Genomic DNA, 1,205 nt, shown 5'->3' with positions numbered 1-1,205 from the left:
CAGGGCAATCGCATCTAAAAAATAGAGTCAAATCCAACGACACTGCAGCGCTTGAGTAATCTGCCAAGCGCTGTTTAGATGAGCCTGCTGCAACACCTGCAAAGCATCCCGGACCCCCGCATAGAGCGCACGCGCCGCCACGAACTGCAAGCGATCCTGGCTGTGGCGCTGTGCGCCACCATCGCAGGAGCGGACAACTGGGTGGAGGTGGCCGAGTTCGGCGAACAGCACCAAGACTGGTTTGCCCGCTTCGTGCCATTGCGCTGTGGGGTTGCCTCGCACGATACCTTTGCGCGCGTGTTTCGCCTGCTCGATGCCCGGCAATTGGAGCTGGCCTGCCAGCAGTGGCTTATGCAGGTGGCCGGTCAGGTGCAAGGCACGGTGGCCATTGATGGCAAGAGCGTGCGCGGCAGCCGCAAGGGCGATGCGCCCCGGGCGCTGCACATGGTCAGCGCCTGGGCCGCAGACATGGGAGTATTGCTGGGCCAATGCAAGGTCGATGGCAAAAGCAACGAGATCACGGCCATCCCCGAGTTGCTGCGACTGTTGCACCTGAAGGGCTGCATCGTCACCATCGATGCCATCGGCTGCCAAAAGACCATCGCCCAGCAGTTGCACGAGCATGGCGCGGACTATGTTCTGTCGCTCAAGGGCAACCAGCGGCACATGCACGAAGTGGTGCGAAAGCACTTTGAAACGCCAGGCACTGCCGCGCAGCAGGACAACACCTACACCGAACGCTCCAGTGGTCATGGGCGTGTGGAGCTGCGCAGCTACCGGGTCAGCCCCGTGCCAGAGGCCCTGCAGCGGGCTGCAGCCCACTGGCCCGGGCTGTCCAGCGTGGTGCAGGTCGTGCGCCAGCGCCAGCAGTCGGGCCAAAGCGCCAGCGAAGAAGTCAGCTACTACATAAGCAGCCTGCCCGCGTACACCCAGGCGTATGTGCTGGCGCATAGCATTCGCGCACACTGGAGCGTGGAGAACCAGTTGCACTGGAGCCTGGACGTAGCCATGCGTGAGGATGCTGCTCAGTCATACAAGGATCAAGGCCCGCATAACCAGACCGTGCTGCGGCGCATGGCATTGCAGATGCTCAAGAGCGATACCTCGGTGAAGATTGGCGTGCAGGCCAAGCGCAAGCGTGCGGGGTGGAATCTGGGCTATCTGGAGCGCGTCTTGGGTATCACTATTTAGATGCGATTGCCCTG

General features: G+C 61.8%; 1 protein-coding gene. It reads left to right on the top strand.

The features are described from left to right. The first annotated feature begins 78 nt into the window (after positions 1 to 78). Positions 79 to 1,191, top strand: a complete 1,113-nt coding sequence (locus AC1RDS_RS20955; protein WP_492227360.1) for an ISAs1 family transposase — start codon at positions 79 to 81, stop codon at positions 1,189 to 1,191. Positions 1,192 to 1,205: the final 14 nt, after the last annotated feature.

This window comes from Acidovorax sp. GW823-FHT02H02 (assembly GCF_058797075.1).
This window is presented reverse-complemented; position numbering and strand designations above follow the sequence as displayed.